This window comes from Amycolatopsis albidoflavus (assembly GCF_039525725.1).
GTDB lineage: Bacteria > Actinomycetota > Actinomycetes > Mycobacteriales > Pseudonocardiaceae > Amycolatopsis > Amycolatopsis albidoflava.
Genome location: NZ_BAAAHV010000015.1, coordinates 66,335 through 86,246, shown reverse-complemented (window position 1 = coordinate 86,246; position 19,912 = coordinate 66,335). Strand labels below are relative to the sequence as shown.

The 19,912-nt window shown below is 68.5% G+C and carries 17 protein-coding genes; 12 read left to right on the top strand and 5 right to left on the bottom strand.

All coding sequences use genetic code 11. The features are described from left to right. Window positions 1-3: 3 nt before the first annotated feature. From ABD156_RS25030 to ABD156_RS24990, 9 genes are read left to right on the top strand one after another with little or no spacing between them, the layout of a single operon-like run. Window positions 4-1,233 carry an acyl-CoA dehydrogenase family protein gene (locus tag ABD156_RS25030; RefSeq protein ID WP_344278369.1) on the top strand — a complete coding sequence of 410 codons (1,230 nt, stop codon included), beginning with the start codon at window positions 4-6 and terminating at the stop codon, window positions 1,231-1,233. 40 nt (window positions 1,234-1,273) lie between these two features. Then, complete coding sequence (locus tag ABD156_RS25025; protein WP_344278366.1) at window positions 1,274-2,377, top strand: acyl-CoA dehydrogenase family protein; 1,104 nt, start codon at window positions 1,274-1,276, stop codon at window positions 2,375-2,377. Between the two features lie 26 nt (window positions 2,378-2,403). Then, on the top strand, window positions 2,404-3,039 hold the full coding sequence (locus ABD156_RS25020; RefSeq protein ID WP_344278363.1) for a DUF6875 domain-containing protein: 636 nt from the start codon (window positions 2,404-2,406) through the stop codon (window positions 3,037-3,039). Beyond that, window positions 3,039-4,073 carry a ketoacyl-ACP synthase III family protein gene (locus tag ABD156_RS25015; RefSeq protein WP_344278360.1) on the top strand — a complete coding sequence of 345 codons (1,035 nt, stop codon included), beginning with the start codon at window positions 3,039-3,041 and terminating at the stop codon, window positions 4,071-4,073. Before ABD156_RS25020 ends, ABD156_RS25015 begins: the two co-directional genes overlap by 1 nt. Further along, a complete protein-coding gene (locus ABD156_RS25010; protein WP_344278978.1) occupies window positions 4,073-5,701 on the top strand; it encodes a (2,3-dihydroxybenzoyl)adenylate synthase in 1,629 nt (542 codons plus the stop codon). Before ABD156_RS25015 ends, ABD156_RS25010 begins: the two co-directional genes overlap by 1 nt. Further along, on the top strand, window positions 5,698-5,922 hold the full coding sequence (locus ABD156_RS25005) for a phosphopantetheine-binding protein (protein ID WP_344278357.1): 225 nt from the start codon (window positions 5,698-5,700) through the stop codon (window positions 5,920-5,922). Before ABD156_RS25010 ends, ABD156_RS25005 begins: the two co-directional genes overlap by 4 nt. Beyond that, window positions 5,919-7,400: an amidohydrolase family protein gene (locus ABD156_RS25000; protein WP_344278354.1), complete on the top strand. Its 1,482-nt coding sequence runs from the start codon at window positions 5,919-5,921 to the stop codon at window positions 7,398-7,400. Before ABD156_RS25005 ends, ABD156_RS25000 begins: the two co-directional genes overlap by 4 nt. Beyond that, window positions 7,397-8,215: a tryptophan 2,3-dioxygenase gene (locus tag ABD156_RS24995; RefSeq protein WP_344278351.1), complete on the top strand. Its 819-nt coding sequence runs from the start codon at window positions 7,397-7,399 to the stop codon at window positions 8,213-8,215. The genes ABD156_RS25000 and ABD156_RS24995 overlap by 4 nt, the downstream gene beginning before the upstream one ends. Beyond that, window positions 8,212-9,270, top strand: coding sequence for a methyltransferase (locus ABD156_RS24990; RefSeq protein WP_344278348.1), 1,059 nt, complete (start codon window positions 8,212-8,214; stop codon window positions 9,268-9,270). The genes ABD156_RS24995 and ABD156_RS24990 overlap by 4 nt, the downstream gene beginning before the upstream one ends. Before the next feature lie 64 nt (window positions 9,271-9,334). Here ABD156_RS24990 and ABD156_RS24985 read toward each other — a convergent pair whose 3' ends face one another. From ABD156_RS24985 to ABD156_RS24970, 4 genes are all read right to left on the bottom strand, one after another. Then, complete coding sequence (locus ABD156_RS24985; protein WP_344278345.1) at window positions 9,335-10,180, bottom strand: alpha/beta hydrolase; 846 nt, start codon at window positions 10,178-10,180, stop codon at window positions 9,335-9,337. Window positions 10,181-10,271: 91 nt separating this feature from the next. Then, a complete protein-coding gene (locus tag ABD156_RS24980; RefSeq protein ID WP_344278342.1) occupies window positions 10,272-11,183 on the bottom strand; it encodes an AfsR/SARP family transcriptional regulator in 912 nt (303 codons plus the stop codon). 74 nt (window positions 11,184-11,257) lie between these two features. Beyond that, window positions 11,258-12,583, bottom strand: a complete 1,326-nt coding sequence (locus ABD156_RS24975; RefSeq protein WP_344278339.1) for a cytochrome P450 — start codon at window positions 12,581-12,583, stop codon at window positions 11,258-11,260. Between the two features lie 265 nt (window positions 12,584-12,848). Then, on the bottom strand, window positions 12,849-13,394 hold the full coding sequence (locus ABD156_RS24970; protein WP_344278336.1) for a winged helix-turn-helix domain-containing protein: 546 nt from the start codon (window positions 13,392-13,394) through the stop codon (window positions 12,849-12,851). Window positions 13,395-13,460: 66 nt separating this feature from the next. Between ABD156_RS24970 and ABD156_RS24965 the strand changes: the two genes are divergently transcribed. The 3 genes from ABD156_RS24965 to ABD156_RS24955 all read left to right on the top strand — a co-directional run bounded on the left by ABD156_RS24965 (window position 13,461) and on the right by ABD156_RS24955 (window position 16,875). After that, window positions 13,461-14,804: a M20/M25/M40 family metallo-hydrolase gene (locus ABD156_RS24965; RefSeq protein ID WP_344278334.1), complete on the top strand. Its 1,344-nt coding sequence runs from the start codon at window positions 13,461-13,463 to the stop codon at window positions 14,802-14,804. A gap of 91 nt (window positions 14,805-14,895) precedes the next feature. Continuing rightward, on the top strand, window positions 14,896-16,194 hold the full coding sequence (locus ABD156_RS24960) for an MFS transporter (protein WP_344278331.1): 1,299 nt from the start codon (window positions 14,896-14,898) through the stop codon (window positions 16,192-16,194). A gap of 438 nt (window positions 16,195-16,632) precedes the next feature. Then, on the top strand, window positions 16,633-16,875 hold the full coding sequence (locus ABD156_RS24955; protein ID WP_344278328.1) for a hypothetical protein: 243 nt from the start codon (window positions 16,633-16,635) through the stop codon (window positions 16,873-16,875). Between the two features lie 42 nt (window positions 16,876-16,917). Here ABD156_RS24955 and ABD156_RS24950 read toward each other — a convergent pair whose 3' ends face one another. Beyond that, entirely contained in the window at window positions 16,918-19,887 is a 2,970-nt protein-coding gene (locus tag ABD156_RS24950; protein ID WP_344278325.1) for a right-handed parallel beta-helix repeat-containing protein, read from the bottom strand. Between the last annotated feature and the right edge of the window lie 25 nt (window positions 19,888-19,912).

Genomic DNA, 19,912 nt, shown 5'->3' with positions numbered 1-19,912 from the left:
GGGGTGCACTGGGCCGACAGCGAGCAGGACGCGGCGTTCCGCGACGAGGTGCGCGCCTTCGTCCGCGGCTCCTTCCCTGCCGGGTACGAACCGGATCCGGCGGGCGAGAACAGCCTGGAGCCGGAGGACGCCCTCGGCTACGAGTGGTCGGCGGACCGGGTCAGTCCCGACCCGGTCCGCCGCGGGCACGCGCGCGCTTGGGCGGCGGCGCTCGCCGGCCGGGGCTGGGTGGCGCCCCGGCTGCCGGAGAAGTACGGCGGGGCCGGGTGCTCCCCGATGCAGGAGCTCATCCTGCAGGAGGAGTTGATGCGGGCCGGAGTGCCGACGGTGAACGGCATCGCGGCCTTCCTGTTCGCGCCGACCTTGCTCGCCTGCGGCACCGAGGAGCAACGCGCCGCCCACCTGCCGGGCATCGCGCGCGGCGAAGTCACCTGGGCGCAGGGGTTTTCCGAACCGGACGCGGGATCCGACCTGGCGTCGGTGCGGACGAGGGCGGTCCGCCGGGGCGGCGAGTACGTCCTCAACGGGCAGAAGGTGTGGACCTCGCTGGCGCAGTACGCGGACTGGCTCTTCGTGCTGGTTCGCACCGACCCGGAAGCGCCGAAACACCGCGGGCTCACCATGCTGCTGGTGGACGCCGGATCGCCGGGCGTGGCAATCCGGCCGATCCGGGACATCCGCGGCGCGGAACCGTTCAACGAAATGTTCTTCACCGACGTCCGGGTGCCGGCGGAGAACCTGGTCGGCGCCGAGAACGAGGGCTGGCGGGTGGCGATGACCGCGCTGGGTTTCGAGCGCGCCGGCATCGGGGCGACGATCAAGTACGAACGAGTGCTCGCCCAGCTTGTCGAGTACCTCCGGAGCGGGCACGCGGCATCGTTCGTGCGGGACGACGTCGCGGTGCTTCGCCGCGAGATCGCCAAGCGCTACCTGGAAACCCGCGTGCTGCACAACCTGGCGCGCTACAGCGTCAGCAAGCAGGAGGCGGGCGAGGTGCCCGGATACGAAGCCTCGGCCAGCTTGCTGTTCGGCGCCGAGCTGAACCAGCGCCTGGCGCGCACGGGCGCGAGCGCGTTCGGCCCGTTCGCGAATTTGTGGCAGCGCGGCGAAGCGCCCTTGGGAGCGCTGTTCACCCATCTGCGGTTCGACTCGGTGGCCGCCACCTTCATCGGGGGCGCGGCGGAGATCCAGCGGCAGATCATCGCCTGCCGGGGCCTGGGTTTGCCGCGATGACCGCGCGAGGCTCCGGGCAGGCGACGAAGAGAGGCGAACAATGGATCTGACCCTCACCGCGGACCAGCGGCTGATCCGCGACGCCGCGGCCGGATTTCTTTCGGCGCGGGCGACCGAAGCAGGAACACGGGCGGTGCGCACGGAAACGTCCGGCTACAGCAGGACCTTGTGGAAGGAACTGGTCGACCTCGGGTGGACCGGCCTGCCGCTGCCCGCGAGCGACGGCGGCGAGGGCGCCGGATTCCTGACCGCGTGCCTGCTGCTCGAACAGCTGGGCGCGCACCAGATTCCCAGCCCGTATCTGCCGAGCGTGGTGTGCGCGGCGTTCCCGATCGCCCGGTTCGGAACGCCAGGGCAGCGCGAGGAATTCGTCGGCGGGGTCGTGCGGGGCCGGGTGCTCAGCTATGCCCGTGCGGCACCGCGCGGGCAGTGGGAGGCGGACGCCTCGGAGGTGCTCGCCACGCCCGTCCCCGGCGGCTATCGGCTGTCCGGCGAGGCGTGGTTCGTGCCGTATGCCGAAGCTGCCGAGCAGCTGCTCGTCGTGGCCGAACTGGACGGCGACCTGGCCGTGTTCGTCGCGGACACCGCGGTCCCCGGCGTGCACAGCGCCGAGCTTGACGTGGTGGGCAGCGAACCGCAGTATCGGGTGGAGTTCCGCGATGTCGTGGTGCCGGCGTCCCGCATGATCGACGGCGGACGCGCCGTGGTGCGGCTGATCTCCGCACTCGGCGCGGTGGCCGCCTGCGCGGAGATGGTGGGCGGAGCGGAGCGGGTGCTCGACAGCACCGTCCGGTACGCCCGCACGCGCGAACAGTTCGGCAGGCCGATCGGCAGTTTCCAAGCGGTGCAACACCATTGCGCGGACATGGCGGTCGACGTGCTCGGTGCGCGGCTGACCGCGTACGAGGCCGCGTGGCGGCTGGCCGAAGGACTGCCCGCCGACATGGAGGTGGCCGTCGCCAAGGCGGCGGTGAGCGAGGCGTACCGCCGGGTGTGCGCGCTGGGTCATCAGGTGCACGGGGCGATCGGCTTCACCTACGAGCACGACCTGCACCTGTACTCCCGCCACCAGTTCGCCTGTTCGCTCGCCTTCGGCGACGCCGACGCGCACCTCGACTACGTCGCGCGGGCGCTCGGTATCTGATCATCAACCACTGTCCGGGGGACAAAGTGCTGTTAAAGCTGGACGAATTGGAAGGCGAGCTGGCCGCTACGTTCGACGAATGGCTGACCGGATACATCGAAAGACCGCATCCGGAACTGGGCCGGAAAGGCGCGATCTGCCCGTTCGTCGGGCCGGCGCGGCTCGCGTCCGGGCTGCGCGCGTACCGGTACCACTGGCTGGCGGGCGGCGACCTCGGAGACATGGTGCAGATCTTCGACACCGCGATGTGCCGGTACCGGCGGGAGGATTTCGGCGAGCTCAAGCTGACCTTGCGCACGCTGGTGGTGGTGATTTCCGGGCTGCCTCCCCGGGACTACGAACTCATCGACCAGGCGCACGTCGAGCGCAAGGGCGACGCGATCGCGCACGGGATGATGCTCGGGCAGTTTCATCCGGAATGCCCCGCGCCGGCCGCGCACAACGAGCGGTTCCTGGTCAACCAGGCTCCGTTCGCGGCATTGGCGGTCCGGGACATGGCGTTTCACGACATTCTTTTCCTGAACCAGGTCAGAACATGGTTCCGGGAGTACCGGGACCGGTTCGGCCATTTGTACGACGACGGCAAGCGGGTCGATCCGCATTTCCGGGAATTGTTCGACGCGGCGCAGTCCAGGCAAGAACACACGATGGAGGTTGGGTAATGCGGATGGGGGACGTGTACATCGCGGGCATCGGGACCCACTTGCCGGATCGGCAGAGTGCCGAACAGGCCGTGGCCGAGGGGCGCTACGACGAGGAGGTGCGCGAGTCGACGGGGATGCTGTCCGTGTCGGTCGCGGGGGACACGCCGGCTCCCGACCTCGCCATCGCGGCGGGCCGCGCCGCGCTGCGGATGGCGAACATCCGCGCGGAAGACTTCGCCGTCCTGGTGCACAGCCACGCCCATTTCCAGGGACCGGAGACCTGGTCGGCCCAGCATTACATCTTGAACAACACCGTCGGGCTGCCGATCCCGGCGCTCTCCTTGATCCAGGGGTGCAACGCGTCGGTGACGGCGCTGAGCTTCGTGCGCAGCTTCCTCAAGGCGGGCACTGAGAAAACCGCGGCCCTCATCACGGCGGGAGACAACTTCGGCACGCCGGTGATCGATCGCTGGCGGTGCATGAACCTGGCTCCGCTCGGCGACGGGGGCGGCGCGATGGTGCTTTCCACCGAGTCCGGATTCGCCCGGTTGCTGTCCAACGGAGCCCATTCCAAGCCGATGATGGAAGAACTGCACCGGGGCGGCGAGCAGATGTTCCCGCCGCCGATCACCGTCGGCGAGCCCGTGGACCTGGAGCGCCGGTTCGCCTACTGGAACCGGCAATGGGCGCAGGGCGTGAAACCGCCGACCGGCGACGCGACCGAGAACATCAGGGAGGCAGTCGGGCAGGCGCTGTCCGACGCGGAGCTGAAGATGGGCGACATCGCCAGAGTCGTGCAGCCGCACTTCGGCAAGCCCGCGATGCGCAACTTCTTCCTCGATCCCATCGACGTGGAACTGGAGCGCGGCACCTACGAGTTCGGCAGGCGCATCGGGCATGTCGGTCCGGTCGACATCATCGCCGGGCTCGAGCACCTGTGGCGCACCGGCGAGGTGCGGGCGGGGGAGATCGTGCTGCTGCTGTCCGAGACTCCGGGCATGGAGGCGGGAGCGGTGCTGGTCGAGATCACGCGCGACGGGAGCGACCAGTGATGCTCGCCGGATGCACGCCGTGGCCGGAGGAATTCGCCCGGCGCTATCGCGAGGCCGGGCTGTGGCTCGACGTCCCGCTGGGCGAGCTGCCCCGGCAGTGGGCCCGCGAGTACGGCACGGCCACCGCCGTGGTGTCCGGGCAGGAGCGGCTGAGCTACGTCGAACTGGACGAGAAAATCGACCGGATGGCGGGCGGGCTCGCCGGACACGGTCTCGTCCGGGGCGACCGGGCAGTGGTCCAGATGACCAACGAAAGCACGTTCCTGATCGTCTGCTTCGCGTTGTTCCGGCTGGGCGTCACCCCGGTATTCTCGTTGCCCGCGCATCGCGACGTCGAAGTGATCCACCTGATCGAAACCTCCGGCGCGGTCGCGTACGTGATCCCCGACGTGCGGCTCGGCTACGATTACCGGCTGCTGGCGAGCCGGGTCGCGATTCCCCGGCGGACCGTGCGCACCGTGTTCGTGGCGGGAGACGTGGGGGAGTACGCCGAGTTCGTGTCGCTGTCGACCGTCGGCGAGGAGCCGACCGGGCTGCCGGAGATCGACGCGGAGGAGGTCGCGTTCTTCCTGCTTTCCGGCGGAACGACGGGGCTGCCCAAGCTGATCCCGCGCACGCACGCGGACTACTTCTACCAGCTGCGCTCGGCCGCGCGGCTGTGCGAGCTGGACCGGGACACGGTGTACCTCGCGGTGCTGCCGATGGAGTTCAACTACTGCCTCGGCTGTCCCGGGGTGCTCGGCACCCTGCACCACGGCGGCCGGGCGGTGCTCGCGCTGAGCCCGAGCCCGGACGGCTGCTTCCCGCTGATCGAGCGCGAACGCGTGACGATGAGCTCGCTGGTGCCCACGATCGCGCACGCGTGGGTCGAAGCGCGGGAATGGAGCGACGCAGACCTGAGCAGCCTGGAAGTGGTGCAGATCGGGAGCGCCAAGCTGCACGAGAGCCTGGCCCGCAAGATCACGCCGATGCTGGGGTGCCGGCTGCAGCAGGTGTTCGGCATGTCCGAAGGTCTGATGAGCTACGTGCGCCGGGGCGACCCGGAGGACGCCGTGCTGCACACCCAGGGGCAGCCGCTGAGCGAATTCGACGAGCTGCGCGTGGTCGATCCGGAGACCGGCGAGGACGTGCCGCGGGGCGAGTGCGGCGAATTGTGGGCGCGCGGCCCGTACACGATCCGCGGCTACTACAACGCGCCCGAGCACAACGCGGTCGCCTTCACCGAGGACGGGTTCTACCGTTCCGGAGACCTGATCAGGCAGACCGAGCGGGGCGACATGGTGGTCGCGGGCCGGATCAAGGACGTGATCAACCGGGGCGGCGACAAGGTGTCGGCGACCGAGGTCGAGGGCTATCTGCAGGGGGAGGAAGGAATCCGGCAGGCGGCCGTGGTGGCGATGCCCGACGAGGTGCTCGGCGAAAAGACCTGCGCGTTCGTCATCGCCGACGGAAAGGCCCCGACCGGGCTGCAGCTGCGGTCTTCCTGGCGGGCCAAAGGGATCGCGGATTTCAAGATCCCGGACCGGGTGGAGCTCGTCGACGCGCTACCGCTCACCGGCCTGGGAAAGCTGGACAAGACCAGGCTGCGCGCGGACATCGCGGCGAAACTGCGGGAGGAGGCCGGATGAGCGGGCACGAGGAGCTCAGGGACGAGGTCGCGGGAGTGCTTTCCCTGCGCCCGGAGGACATCGAGGAGCATCGCAATCTCGCCGACCTGGGCATGACGTCGATGGAGCTGATGGGGCTGATCAACCGGTGGCGGAAGCGGGGGCTGCAGGTCTCGTTCGACACGCTGGTGGAACAGCCGACCCTGGCGGCCTGGCGGAAGCACCTGGAGGCGGTTTCATGACGGCGGCCGAGGCACAGCTGATCAGGGCGGGGATCGTCTACACCGCGGACGAGACCGAGCGGGTCGTTCCCGGCGGCGCGGTGCTGGTCGAGGACGGCAAGATCGCGGCGGTCGGAACGGACGCCGAGGTCGCCGTCGCGGCCGCGGCGCTGGACCGGCCGGTGCGCACGGTCGACGCGACGAACATGATGGTGCTGCCCGGCTTCGTCAACGCGCACTGGCACGAGTTCTTCTCTTCCCGGATCAGTCCCATGGACGCGCTGCGCCCGGTGCGCGACGACGAGGACGTGCCGGGATGGATGTCCTCGGGCGGCAACTTGCTGGCGGTCTCTCCGCTGTTCGACAAGTTCGCCGACCTGGTGCCGCGGCTGACCGAGCGGGAAGCGGTCGACATCGCCACCTACTCGGTGTGGACCCAGCTGCGTTCCGGGACTACCGCACTCGCCGATCTCGGTTCGCTCAACCAGCCGGACGCACTGGTCGCCGCGTTCCGCGCGGTCGGCATCCGGGGCGTGGTCAGCACCTGGGTCAGCGATGTCGTGTGCGAACAAGGGGCGGCGGGCCCGCGGCGGTCTCGCCCGGCAGCCGCCGTCGTGGACGAACTCGACCGGGTGGCGAAGATCTGCACCGCCGACGACAGCGGGATGCTGCGGGCGCGCGCGTCCGTCGTCGTGGTGACCAACATGTCGGACGAAGCGGGGACGGGCATCGCGGAGCTGGCAGGCCGGTACGGGCTGACCACCGGAGCCCACTTGTGCGCGCTGCGCACGGAAAGCCCGACCGTGCGGGAGTTTTTCGGCCGGGGTTCGGTGCACCGGTTCGCCGATCTCGGGCTGCTCAACGACCGGTTGCTGGGAGCGCACACCAGTTTCGCCGACGAAGCCGAGCGGCGGCTGCTGATCGAGGCGGGCGTGCACGTCAGCCATTCGCCCGCCAAATACGGGCCGGTGGGCGAATCCACGATGTCCGAGACCCGGCTGATCCCGGAGTTCGCCAAGGCCGGCCTGCCCGTGTCGCTGTCCACCGACGGCGCCGGCAAACCGATCGGCGGCATGGCGGAGAACATGCGCGCGGCGTGGCAGCAGCACAACGAGCTGTACGCCGACCCGACCGTGCTGCGCGCCAGCCGGGCACTGGCCATGGCCACCCGGCTGCCCGCCGAAGCCCTGCGCTGGCAGGACGAGATCGGCAGCATCGCTCCGGGCAAGCAGGCCGATCTGCTCATGGTGCGGGCAGACGACTGGCGTTATCTGCTGGAGCCGCGGCCCCTCGAGGCGTTCCTGCATCTGGGCGGATCGCTGGACATCGACACCGTGCTGGTCGCGGGGCGGACGCTGATCAAGGGCGGCAAGTCGGTGCACCTGGACGAAACCGAACTGCGGCGGCGGTATCTGGACGCGCTGCGCTCGTGCTCGGCTCGGGTCTTCGAGGTGGCGGAGCCGCAGCTGCGAGATGTCTTCGCCAGGACGGCCCGATGACCGCGGAACGGGAGGCGGTCTGTCCGCTGCGTCCGCCGGAATACGTCAGCTACGCGCACATGGACCGGTTGCACGAGCTGGTGGAGCCGAGGACGGACTCGCCGAGGGAAGTGGTTTTCCTGCTGGTGAGCCACGTCAAGGAGCTGCTGTTCCGGGTCGGGTACGTGGAACTCGGCCAGGCGCGCGAGCAGATGCGCGCCGACCGGGTCGACCAGGCGTGCCTCGCGCTCGACCGGGCCGCCCAGTCGCTGCGGGTGCTCGTGCAGACCTGGGACCTGCTGACCTCGATGTCCCCGGACGAGTTCCTCGTGTTCCGGCACATCCTCGGCGAGGCGTCGGGCACCCAGTCCTTCATGTACCGCACCTTGGAGTTCAGTCTGGGCAACAAGGATCCGCGCATGGTCGCCGCGGCCGAGGACCAGCTGGCGCTCTACCCTCAGCTGCGGCGGGAGCTGGCCGCTCGCACTGTCTACGACGAGGCGCTGGGGCTGCTGGCGCGCGAAGGCCTCGACATCCCCGCGGCGGTGCTGGAGCGGGACGTGTCCGCGCAGTACCGGCCGGATGCCGCGGTGGAACTCGCGTGGCGGGCGGTGTACGAGCAGCCGGCGCGGTGGCCGGCCGCGCACCGGATCGCCGAGCGGCTGACCGAGGTGGCGTTCCGGTTCTCCCACTGGCGCGCCAGCCACCTGCTGGTGGTGGAGCGGATGCTGGGCAGCAAGCCGGGCACGGGCGGCACCACCGGGGTGCCGTGGCTGCGCGAGATCAACGAACATCGGTTCTTCCCCGAACTCTGGTCAGTGAGGACGTCGCTGTGACACAAACGATCAAGAGCCACGCCGCCCCGCTCACCCTGCCGGGGCTGGTGCCGATCCTGTTCGGGCACGCCGCGTTCCAGCAGCTGAACGCCGGTTTCCAGCTCGGGCTTTTCGCCTTGCTGGCCGATCGTCCGGACAGCTCGAAGCCGGAGCTGGCCGCCGCGCTCGGCCTGCCCGCCCGTTCGGCCGAGGTGCTGCTGCTGGGCACCACCGCGCTAGGGCTCACCACGGCCGAGGACGGCCGTTACCGGAACGCGGAGATCATCGACGCGGCGTTCCGGGACGGCAGCTGGCAGACGCTGCGGGACATCGTGGAGTTCCAGGCCCGCATCAGCTATCTGCCCGCGTCCGACTACGCGGAATCCCTGCGCACCGGACGGAACGTCGGCATCCGGCATTTCCCGGGGGACACTGAGGACCTGTACAGCAGGCTGTCGAACTCGGAAGGCATGGAGGAGCTGTTCTACCGCGGGATGAACGCCTGGTCGAAGCTGTCCAACCCGGTGCTGGTGAACGGGCCGCAGTTCGCGCAGGTGAGCCGGGTGCTCGACGTGGGCGGCGGCGACGCGGTCAACGCGATCGCGTTGGCCCAGGCGCATCCGCACCTCCGGGTCACGGTGCTCGACCGCCCCGCCGCGCTGGAGGTCGCGGAGGAGCGGGTGCGCGCCGCCGGGCTGCAGGACCGCATCGAGCTGCACGCCGCCGACATCTTCACCGGCGAGTACCCCGGCGGCCATGACTGCGTCCTGTTCGCCCATCAGCTGGTCATCTGGACGCCGGAGCAGAACCGCGAACTGCTCGGCAAGGCATGGCACGCGGTCGAGCCCGGCGGACGCGTGCTCATCTTCAACGCCTTCGCCGACGACGACGGGCAGGGGCCCCTGTACGCGGCGCTGGACAGCGTCTACTTCTCCACGTTGCCGTTCGCCGGCAGCACACTGTATCCCTGGCACCGGTACGAGGAATGGTTGCTGGAAATCGGTTTTGCCGAGATCACCCGGGTCAGCACGTCGTCTTGGACGCCGCACGGGGTCCTTCAAGCGATCAAATCCTGACTGCTGACGGCAGGGGACAGATGACGCGGGCGCCGCCGGGGCTGGGCCTCGGCGGCACCCGCGGCTATCGCGTCGCCATGGCCGTGAGCACCCGGTTTCCCAGCGGGTTCGCGGGATTCCCGAGTCCGAGGACCAGATCGAAATGGTTGGCCCCGGGCACGACCAGTTCGGTCGTCTCATTGCCCGCCTGGCGGGCCGCGGCTCCGAATTCCTTCTGCTGGCGAATGTATTCGCCGGTCTCGAATTCACCCCTCGCGAGGAGCAACCGAGGCGTCCGGCAGGGCAGTGCGTGCAGCGGGCTGTACGCCCGGGCCGTCGCGGCGTCCAGGCCGAGCGCGTCGTTGACGTAGGTGTGCCGGATCGGTTCCAGCTCGTAGGTGCCGCTGAGCAGGCAAGCGCTGGCCAGCGGGGGCCGCTTGCCGGGCGTGCGGCGATCGGTGCACAGTGCCATGGCCAGCAGGTGCGCGCCCGCGGAACTCCCGCTGGCATGCACCGTGTCCGGTCGGGTGCCGAGCTTTTCGGCGTTGTCCCTGATCCAGCACAACGCCCGCCACACCGCGTCGCACATCTCGGGCAGCGTCCGGCCAGGCGCGAGGCCGTAGCCCACCGCGGCGAACCCGTAGCCTTGCTTGACGAAATCCAGCGCGCTGAAGCTGGCCTCGTCCTTGCTGGTTTGCTGCCAGTGGCCGCCGTGGACGAACACCTGCAGCGGCGCGCCGGGCTCGGGGGCGGGGAAGTGGTCCACGGATTCGGCCGGATGCGGGCCGTAGGAATAAGTGGCGAATCCGGACGTGCTTTTCGCCTTGCGGCTGCGCTCGGCGCATTCCTCGAGAATTTCCGGGAAATTCGGAGCCAGGCGGCTCGGGGAGAATTCCGCGTCCAGCCGGGATTTCGTGTCTCGATCGACCATGAGTTCCATGTTCGGTTTTGCCGGAACCGGTGTCAATCTTCGTGCAGTGTTGCCCGCGGCCGGTGCCGCGGGCAACACTGTCCGCGGAATATCAGCCCCCGGTGGCGGCGTACAGCTGGTGAAGCAATGAGTGCCTGACTGTCGGCTCTATCGGGGAAGTGCCGTTGGCGTCGAGCACTCTCCGCTGCAGAAGCTGCAGTTCCGCGGACGGCTCGATTCCCAGTTCCTCGGTCATCGACTTGCGCAGCCCGTGGAATACGCGCAGGGCGTCCTGGCGTCTTCCCGCTCGCTGCAATGCAATCATGTAGTAACCGTGCAAATGCTCGTCGAAGGGATGCTCCACGACCAGTCCGGACAATTCGGCGAGCACCTCGCGGAACTGCCCGATGTGCAGCTGGGTTTCCACCCGCTTGATCCGGGCATTGGACCGCGTCTGCTCGATCCGGGCGACTTCGGCCTGCAGCATCGGTCCCTGGTCGACATCGAGCAGCGGGAGCCCGCGCCACAGTTGCTCGGCCGCCGCGAGCAGCCGCACTCCCTTGGCGTGATCGCCCGCGTCCAGCGCTGTGCTGCCCCGCGCGGTCAGCCGGTCGAATTCGGCGAGGTCGAACCGGCTTTGCGAGGTGTCGAAAAGGTAGCCCCGGTTGTGGGTCTGCAGTATTTCGGCCCGCACCCTGTTGCCGGAAATAGCCAGTGCTGACGCCAGCTGTCTCCGGATTTTCAGAATGTAGGTCTGCACCGCGGTAACCGCGGACTTGGAGGGCTTTTTGAGCCACAGCTCGTCGACGATCCGGCTCAGCGAAACGACTTTTTCGTGCTGGGTGAGCAGCAACCCGAACAAATGACGTTCCTTCGGGGCGGACGGGGTCAAAATCCTGTTCCCTGCCGATGCCGATAGGGGTCCTAGTATCCTGATGTCAAGAGTGCTCTGCATCTGGCTCCCCCATGAGACGCGTGACGGTTTCCGGTCACGCTGTGCGCATTCGAAACGATTTTCCAGCATCGTCGGGCGAATGTGCAACAGGTCGGCCGATCCGAAGCGCGGGAGTCTCCTGGCCGGGGGACGGGAAGCGGCGGTCAATGCTCTCGGGCGGTAGCGTGCAACAGCAGCCCTTTGGTGCGCAGCGTCCCGGCGGGGACCGGGCGTACCCGGGCGCCGGGAACGGGATCGAGGCGCCATTGGCGGGTGATGCCGGCGAGAGCCAGCGCTGCTTCGCCGAGAGCGAAGTTGTCGGCGATGCACTTGCGTGCCCCGTTGCCGAAGGGGATGTACGAGGCCGTCGCGGTGGCCCGAGTGTGCAGCCAGCGGTCCGGGTCGAAGCGTTCCGGATCCGGGTAGAGGTCGTGCCGGCGGTGGATGAGATAAGGGCTGACGACCACGTTTGTTCCGGCGGGCAGGAGATGCTCGCCGAGCTTGGTGTCGGCGGTGAGGGAGCGGGAGGCGACCCAGCCCGGCGGGCGCAGCCGCAGCGTCTCGCTGATCACCCGGCGCGCGAGAGGCAAGCGCTCGAGATCCGCCGGGCCGACCGGATGGTCGGCCAGCACCTCGTCCACCTCGGCGCGCAGCCGCTCGGCCACCTCCGGCGCCTGTGTCAGATGATGGAGAGCCCAGGCCAGAGTGAGAGAAGTGGTCTCGGCTCCGGCGAGGAAGAAGGTCAGGACGTTGTTGCTGATCTGTTCTTCCGGGGAGGACAGGGCGCCCTGATCGTCCGCGTCCGCGATCAGGGTGGACAGCAGATCGTGGCGGTCGCGTCCGCCCGCACGATGCCGCCGCACGATGTCGGTGCTCACCTGCTGCAGCCGCTGCTGGGCTTGCTTGCGTTCCCGGACGTTCAGCACCGGCAGCTTGAATTCGCTCAGCGTGAGCAGCTGCACCGGAGTGTTGAGGAATACGTCGCCGTCCCGCAATGCCTGGCGGACCGTGTCCGGCGGCAGCGAGTCGGAGAACAGCGTGGACACCACGACCGACGACGTGAGTTTCCGCATTTCCGCCGAGACGTCGAGAATCTGCCCGTCTCGCCAGGAACCGGTCAGCTCGGCGATCCGGGCCGCGGCCTTGTCCAGGTAGCCGGATACCAGGTCGCGGTGGAAAACCGGCTGGAGCTGGCGCCGCTGGCGGCGGTGGATGTGGTGCGGACAGGTGAACAGGCCGTCGCCCAGCAGCCGCCGGTTCCATTCCGAGATCGGCCCGCCTTTGTCGAAAGCGCGGTCGTCCCGGTGCACCTGACGGGTCAACTCGGGATCGCACACCACCACCACGGTCGCCGGGCCGACCTTGATCCGGACCAGGTCGCCTTGTCCGGGCAGCCCGGTGATAAAGCCGAAGGGATCGCGCAGCAGGGGAAGCAGATGCCCCAGGACGGGCAAGGCTCCGGCGGCGAGCGGGATCGTGCGCAGACTCATCCTTGAAACTCTCCCCAGCACATCGGAAATGGGAAGGCGGCGCAGGCGGGAATGCGTGGCCCCCAGGGGCGCGCCGCCGTGGTGCGCGAAAACCTGCTTCGCCTGATCGAGGCTAGTCCGCATCGCTCAATTCGCACTCAATTCCGCCGCTGCGAAGGAATTGGCGTCATGGTGTGCGGATTTGAGCGCGGGCGAGCGTTTTCGGCCCTGCGCGACAGCACGTGCCGAGGGGCTCTGCTGGACCTGCCTCCGGCAGCGGTGGTCGTCAGTCTTCCGCGGTGTCCGGCTCTCCGGGCCGCTCGACCACGCTCCACAGGAATGAATGCCTGCGCCCGGTCGGCTCCTCGCGCGCGACAAACTCGTCCAGCAGTGCGTCCAATCGCGACTGCAACTCGGCCGCCGCCTCGTCGCTGAGGCGGACCACGCCGCGGCGGGTCTGCTGGATGGACGCTGGGTCGCTCTCGATCATTTCGGCGCGGTGCGCGTCCAAAGTGGCGAGTTCGACGCGGGCGGTCAGTGCGGGATCGCCCGCCTGGTCCAGGTCGAGGTGCCAGGTCCGCCGCGTGGTCCGGTAGGGGCGTTCCCACGCGCCGAGGTCGCTGCGGCGGGCCGGTTCGGCGATGAGGAATCCGGCTTCCGCGAGGGCGTGCACCCGGCGCAGCACGGTGGCCGGCGACTCTTCGAGCCGCTTCGCCAGCTGCTGGTTCGTCCGCGCGGTGTCCAGGCACAGCCGGAGGATTCGCCAGCTCAGCGGGTGGGCGAGCGCGCGGAGGTCGTCGGCGGTCGCCTGGCGCGGGAGGGGGTCGTCCATTGACAGCAGCTTAGCCGATTTGCTTCGATGGTATCGATATCAGAAAGTGAAATCAATGGAGGTCGAGTGCGCCGCATCGAGTCGTACGTCGAGCAGTACCGGGAGCGGCACGAGGCGGAGCTGGCCCAGTGGATCGCCGTGCCGAGCGTGAGCGCCACCGGTGAGGGCATGGCGGAGGCAGCCGAGTTCGCCTGCGGTTTGCTGCGGCGCAGCGGGCTCGAAGCGCGGCAGGTCGAGACCGGCGGCTGGCCGCTGGTGGTGGGGAGCGCAGAAGGTCCGGCGGGCGCTCCGCATGTGGTGATCTACGGCCATTACGACGTGCAGCCGGCCGGGCCGCTCGCGGCCTGGGACAGCCCGCCGTTCGAGGCCACCGTCCGCGACGGCCGGATGTACGGGCGCGGCACGGGGGACAACAAGGGGCAGCATCTCGCGCAGCTGCTCGCGTTGCGGGCGCTCGGCGAGACCGGCGAACTGCCGTGCAGCGTGACCGTGTTGCTCGACGGCGAGGAAGAGATCGGCAGTCCGAACCTGGAATCAGCGCTGGCGGGTCTGCGCGACGAATGGGACGCGGACCTGGTGCTGTGGAGCGACGGTCCGGTGCACGACAGCGGCGAACCGACGGTCAGTCTCGGCGTGCGCGGTGCGGTCCGGTTCGAGATTCGGGTGCATGGCGCGCCCGCCGCGCTGCATTCGGGAAACTGGGGCGGCGTCGGGCCGAACCCGGCGTGGGAGCTGGTGTGGCTGCTGTCGACGATGCGCTCGCCGGAGGGCGAGATCCTGGTCAAGGGAATCGCCGACGGAATGGTCCCGCTGAGCCCGTCGGAACGGGACGCACTGGACGCGCTCCCGGTCGACGTTCCCGCCGCGCTCGCCGAGGTCGGGCTGGACCGGATGGACGTTCCCGAAGGCGTCGGTTTCAACGATCGCCTGGCGTTGCCGACTTTCAGCATCAATTCACTGTCCTGTTTGGACGAGGGCGACCACCGCACGGTCATCCCCGCGGTCGCGGTCGCCCGCTGCGACATCCGGACTGTCGGCGGCCAGCGCGCCTCGACGGTCATCGAGGCGTTGCGCGCGCACCTCGCCGAACACTTGCCGCACGCTGAACTGCACGTGCCGGGCGGGCTGATGGAAGCGTCCCGGACGTTGCCGGAATCGCCTTACACCGCGGTGATCACCGAGGCGGTCAGCGCGGCTGCCGGACGTCCGGCGCTGCTGGTGCCCGCGATGGGCGGCAGCCTGCCGATCGCCGCGCTGTCCGACGGGCTCGGGCTGCCGTGCTACGGAATCCCGCTGGCGAATGTCGACGAGCACAACCACGGCCCGAACGAGAATTTCGAACTCGCCCGTTTCCACGCCGGGATCACCGCCGCCGCGAACGTCTTGCTCGAACTGGGAAAGCTCCGCTGAATTCCCGCACATGGTTGCTCCGGGCCGGTGTGCCCGGAGCCGCGATTCACCGATGATGCCGAACCGCTGACGCACCGCCTCGGAGGCGACCATGTCGATTCCCGCCCCGGATTCCCCTGCCACCAAGGACAATCCTCCCGAAGAAGCACCCTCGCCGCGCTCGTCCAGGATCGTGCTGGCGGCCACGATCGGCAACACCCTGGAATGGTTCAGCCTCGGGGCTTACACGCTGTTCGCCGACGTCCTGGCGAAACAGTTCTTCCCCGCGACCGATCCGGCGGTCTCGCTGATGCTGGCTTTCGCCAGTGTCGCGGTCGCGTATTTGATCCGCCCGTTCGGCGGGATGATCCTCGGCTCGTACGCCGACCGGGCGGGCCGCAAAGCCGCGCTGGTGTGGTCGATCCGGATCATGGCGGTGGCCTCGCTGCTGATCGCGATCATGCCGAACTACGCGACGATCGGGATCGCGGCCCCGATCGGGCTGGTGTTCGCCAATCTGCTGCAGGGCTTCTCGGCGGGCGGCGAATTCGGCAGCGCGACCGCGTATCTGGTGGAGAGCAACCGGAAACGCCGCGGGTTCATGGGCAGCTGGGGCGCGGCGAGCCAGGGCCTGAGCACGTTGCTGGGCATCGTGTTCGCCGCGGTGCTGAGCGCGGTGCTCACCGACCAGCAGCTCGGCTCGTGGGGCTGGCGGATCCCGTTCGCCTTCGGCCTGCTGATCGCTCCGATCGGCTACTACATCCGGCGGCACGTGGAGGAATCCCCGGCGTTCGAGGAAGACGCCGCCGAGGCGCCGCTGCGGGAGGTCCTGCGCTCGCAGAAGACCCGGATCCTGGTCGCGATGGGCGCGATGGCGGTGTCCACCGCGATCAGCTACCTGATCATCTACATGCCGACCTTCGCCATCCGGAACCTCGGACTGCCCAAATCGCTGGCCTTCACCACGACGATCGTCACCCAGATCGTGCTGACCGTGCTCGCGCCGGTCGCCGGGCGGCTGTCCGACCGGACCGGCCGGATCCCGCTGATGGCCGCGGCGTGCTCGGTGATGCTGCTGTCGATTTTCCCGCTGTTCCTCGCGCTGAACAGTCAGCCGACGTTCGCGATGATGACCGCGGTGATGGCCGCGATCGGGCTAGTGAAGGTCTGGTACGTCGGCCCGCTGGGCACGCTGATGGCCGACGTCTTCCCGACTCGGACCCGCGCGACCGGGCTGTCGGTCAGCTACAACATCACGGCTTCGCTTTTCGGCGGTTTCACGCCGTTGGTGGTGATTTGGCTGATTCAGCTCACCGGGAGCAATCTGGCACCGAGTTATTACGTGATGGCGTTGGCGGTGCTGAGCCTCAGCGCGCTGGTTTTCGCCCGGCGGAAGCTGCGGGTGCGCTGAACTGTCCTTTGTGGACTCTCAGGGTGATTCGGGTGGCGCGCAACCTCCCGGCGGGTTGCGCGTCATTCTCTCCATAGCCGGACCGCGGAGGTCCGGTCTGGGAGGGGATTTGTCATGACTGAGATGAGAATCCGAAGATCGGTGCTGGGCGCGGGAGTTCTGGTGCTGATCGCCGCGGCGGTCACGGCCTGCGCTTCGGGTCCCGCGGACACAGCGGGGCCTGCGCTGACTCCGACCGTCAGCGAAACCGCGACCACGCCACCAGCCACCTCGACCGCACCGTCCGCGGTGCCTGCGACTTCCGCCGCTAACCATGCTGTGGCACCGCCTGCGAAGCGTTCAGACGTTACTCCTCAGCCGTCGCCAACAGTCTATCGGTGCGAGGGCAATGCTGTCGCCAAACCTTCGTGGTTGAACCTGGCGTGTGCGGACCAGAAAATGGGGATCGACCAGCTGCACTGGTCGGGCTGGGGCTCGGCGACCGCGCGTGCCACCGGCAGATTCTGGGAGTACGACTGCGTACCCGATTGCACGTCCGGAAAGCTGGTTTCGGTCCGGACATCGGTGACGGTCAGCGGGTTGGCCGACGGCCATTACACCCGATTGCACGTCACGGCGACACCGCCCCCGGCGCAGCCGCACGACTACCTTCTGACGAAAGCTGGCCCCGAGGCGGCATAGGAAACGGGTGCCGTGCACGCACGGCACCCGCCCGGGGAATGCCTACGGATGCGTCCGGAAAGCATCCACAATCAGATAACTGCCGTTCTTCATCGTGCCGGTGATCGTATGAATCCCCGGCTGCAGGCCGGAAACAGTCGCCACCGTCGACTGGTACTGCCGGGTCGGCGTGACGAAGCTGACCGTCCGGTAAGGCGCGCCGTCGAGGGTGAGGTCGACGTCGCCCTCGTCGGTATTGGTTTCGGAAATAATGTCGATTCCCGTTCCGTAGAACGTCAAACTCCACGAATCGCCGACGTTCTGGGTCGCCCAGATGTCGTCGAGGTACGAGTTCGCGCCCCCGGCCGAACTGCCCCGCCAGATCCATCCTGACGACGGCGCACCGGTGTTGGTGTAGACGACGCCGGAAGTGTTGTTGAGGACTTCGGCTTCCGTTGTCTTGGCGAGACGCAAGGTGACGTCGGCCTGCCCGCGCCGCACGGTCAGCGTGATCGGCGCACCCGGCGCGAGTTTGTTGTAGCTGAGCCAGAAAGTGTTGCGATCGTCAGTCGCCGGGGTGCCGTTGACGGCCGTGATGTCGTCACCGGTCTTCAGCCCGTTCTGCGCCGCGTAACTGCCCGGCGGCACAGTGGGGAGATAGAGGCCGTACGGCTTGGTCAAGCCGAGCGACGACTGGACAGCGAGCGACGGGATGTTCGTCGCGGTGGCACCCATCAGCTTTTCGGGCTGGACGATCATCCCGTTGGCAGGCCCGCCGGAGCCGGGGCCGTAGGCGAAAACTGCCTTGGGCGGAAGCGGTGCGCCCGCGGAGCCGAAGCCGGTCATCTGGAAGTTGGCGTATCCGAGGCTGACCGCGGGCGAGTCGGCGGCGACAGTGAAGTCGTAGCTGCCAAGAGGATCCGCCGCGGCGAACTTCGGGTCGGCGACGCGCGAATGCGGGTCCATTCCGGCGTGCACCCAGGCCGACTGCGGGTTGATCGTGGCCCCGTCCGCGGAAAGCGCCTCGTTGCCGCTGCCGTCGGGATTGACGTAGACCGGGTAGCTGTCGTTCCAGAAGAGGTTGCGGTCGACGCCGTACTTGGCGGTGACCGGGTTGTTCAGCACGTTGTTGTACGCCTGCGGCCCGAGAGTGATGTTGCGCTCGATGACGTCGCCGCAGTCGGAGTGGCTCACCTGTTCGTAGATCGAGCCGTCCACGAGCAGATTGTTCCGCACGGTGCGCTCGTACCCGTCGCGCAGTTTGATGCCGCCCTTGAGGATGAGGTTGTCCAGCAGACGGAAGTTGGACGACCCGTCGTCAAGATCGATGGCCCAGTCGCCCGCGTGCCAGAACCGGTTGTGCTGGATGGTGATCGGCCGGACGACGTCGAGCTTCATCAGGCGCCGGGCCTGCGCGTCGGTCAGCGCGGTGCCGGTGGAGCCTTCGAAACTCGTGCCCGGCGCGAGGGTGTTGTTGCCGGAACTCGCCCAGAACCGGCCGCGGCCCCACACGTTGACGGACCCGTTGTCGCCTGTTTCCTCGACGCAGTCGAAGAGGTCGTTGTTCTTGATGTCGTGCCCGCCCCAGGTGCCGTCCTCGATGTTGAGGCACGCGCGCGGGCTGTCGGAGATCGTGTTGCCGTCGACTGTCACGTCCGCGCTCATCGAGATGTTGACGCCGGAGGACTGCTTCTCGAACCGGCCCATGTTCTGCATGAGGTTGTTCCGCACGAGGATGTCGCGGGGGTAGTCGTCGCTCTTCGGCCCGGGCGCGGTGTCGGTGACCGCGACGTTGTCGTAGTAGTTGGCGGAGTAGTCGCGCACCGCGGTCGGCGAGCCGACGATCTGGACGTCCGTGGCGCCGTCGGATTCGAACTTGTTGTCGCTGATCGTGTTGTGCCGGTTGTAGCTGTCGAGGAAGACGCCGTTGCCGCCGAGCTGGTCGAAGAACGACCCGGTCACCGAGATATCAGCGGCGTTCTTCAGGGATACCGCGCCTTTGCGGACCACTGCCCAGTCGCCCTTGGCGTCGGCCTCGAACGGGCTGGTGAAGAGCGTGCGGTGGGTCGCGGTGAAGTGCAGCCCGCGCAGCGCGATGTTGTGGACGGGGTTGGCCGCCGACGTCCCGGTCATCGTGATCAGCTGGTTCTGTTCCGCGGTTTCGACCGTCGCGGCGGAAAGGTCGGTGCCCTCCGGCGGGTAGTAGAGCAACTGGCCGGTCGCCCGGTCGTAGTACCACTCGCCGGGCGCGTCGAGTTCTTCCTTGACGTTCTCGGCCATCGCGGGCCCGACCCGGCCGGGCCCGTTCCCCTTCGTCAGCCCGCAGTCCTGCGGTCGGTTGTTGTCGCCGACGTAATGCAGAGCGAGCCCGTCGCCGGTGCGCCCGCTGACGGTGAACGAGACGGAACCCCAGTCGCCGCAATGCATCGCGCGCACGAGTGCGGTCGACGGGTCCGACCATTTCGCCGATTCCCGCTCGAGGTCGGCCAGCGAGGTCGAGCCCTGGAGCCGGGCGGCGTTCGGGTCGTAATTCGGATAGCGGGCGAGGATCTGGCGTTGCCCGTTGACGAACAGACCGTCGAAGTCCAGCCCGGCGGGGACGGTCGCGGCCATGATCTTGCTGCCGGGCGCCGTGGGCTGCCACGCCGGACGCAGCGGTCGGCCGCCGCTGATCGTCACGGTCGCGCCGGTCGCCGGTTGCCAGGTCACGGTGTGGCCGTTGCGCCCGGAGTCCTGCGGGCCGAACGCCAGAGGAGCGGCGAGGTAGTAGGCGCCGCCGGCCAGCTGCACCACGATGTCCCGGTGGTTGCCGACGCCGGTGTCGAGCAGGTGCCGAACCCGTTGCTGCGCCTGTGAAAGCGAGCACGGACGCGGCTGGGTGCAAGGATTTCCGGGCGGAGCGTCAGCGCCTGGAGCGGCATACACGGTCATCGGCGGCGGCCCGCTCGCTGCGGCTGGCGGGCCGAGCACGAGCGTTCCGCCTAACCCGGCGACGGCGGACAGGACGAGGCTCAGAAGCCGGCGGTTCGCCATTCAGGTCCTCCTTGACCAGGCATCG